Source organism: Mesorhizobium sp. M0615, assembly GCF_040320805.1.
GTDB lineage: Bacteria > Pseudomonadota > Alphaproteobacteria > Rhizobiales > Rhizobiaceae > Mesorhizobium.
Genome location: NZ_JAMYQI010000046.1, coordinates 1 through 1,147, shown reverse-complemented (window position 1 = coordinate 1,147; position 1,147 = coordinate 1). Strand labels below are relative to the sequence as shown.

The 1,147-nt window shown below is 63.0% G+C and carries 2 protein-coding genes; both read left to right on the top strand.

Annotated features, from left to right (window positions below; genetic code table 11):
* Nucleotides 1–318: ATP-dependent dethiobiotin synthetase BioD (bioD, locus tag NKI46_RS30890; RefSeq protein ID WP_352749724.1), on the top strand; the 318-nt coding region annotated here is incomplete at its 5' end.
* Nucleotides 318–1,147: aminotransferase class III-fold pyridoxal phosphate-dependent enzyme (locus tag NKI46_RS30885; RefSeq protein ID WP_352749721.1), on the top strand; the 830-nt coding region annotated here is incomplete at its 3' end. The genes bioD and NKI46_RS30885, both read left to right, overlap by 1 nt.

The window sequence follows — 1,147 nt, the reverse complement described above, 5'->3', positions numbered from 1 at the left end:
GTGCCGCTCAACCGGCGCACAAGGTTCATCGACATCTTCGCTGAATGGCGGCTGCCCGTTATTCTGTGCGCCCGCACCACACTCGGCACCATCAACCACACCTTGCTATCGGTCGAGGCGCTCCGCGCCCGCTCCATCCCGTTGGCGGGCATCGCTTTCATCGGCGATGAGATGGCCGATACGCAACGGACCATAGTGGAATTCAGCGGTGCGCCGCAGCTCGGCAGGCTGCCGCACCTCGATGTGCTGACGGGCAAAACACTGAGGGACGCAATGGTTGCCGGCTTCGCCTTCGCCTCGATTACTGGAGGTGACTGATGTCGCAGTCTCATGTGTGGCATCCCTTCACCCAGCACGCGCTCGAGCCTGCGACCCCAGAAATCGTCCTGACTGAGGGCGCCTATCTCCACAGGGCCGACGGCGCCCGCATCCTGGACGCCATCTCCTCCTGGTGGGTCGTCACACATGGCCACCGCCATCCCCGCATCATGAAGGCAATCGAGACAACCGCGTCGAGCCTCGACCAGATTATCTTTGCGGGCTTCACGCACGAGCCGGCAGAGCGCTTGGCCAAGGCGCTTGTCGGCCTCGCTCCCGCTGGACTCGACTGGGTGTTCTATTCCGACAGTGGCTCGACCTCAGTCGAAGTCGCGCTGAAGATGGCGCTCGGTTATTTCCGCAACATCGGCGCGCCGCGCTCGCGCATCGTCGTCATGGAGCACAGCTATCATGGTGACACGATCGGAACGATGAGCGTCGGTGCGCGTGGCGTGTTCAACGCCGCCTACGAACCCTTGCTGTTCGAGGTCGACATAATCCCCTTTCCGGCCGCGGGGCACGAGCAGGAGACGCTGGATCGTTTCCAGGCTGTGACCCGCGATCGACGAGCCGCAGCCTTGATCGTCGAGCCGCTGGTGCTGGGCGCCGGCGGCATGCTGATGTATCCAGCATCGGTTCTGGCCGAATTGAAGAAGATCACTGAGGCCTCCGGCACGCTGCTGATCGCCGACGAGGTGATGACCGGCTGGGGACGCACCGGAACCATGTTCGCCTGCGAGCAGGCATCGATTTCTCCAGATATCCTGTGCACCTCCAAAGGCTTGACCGGCGGCACCATCCCGCTGGCCGTAACGCTTGTCACCGATGC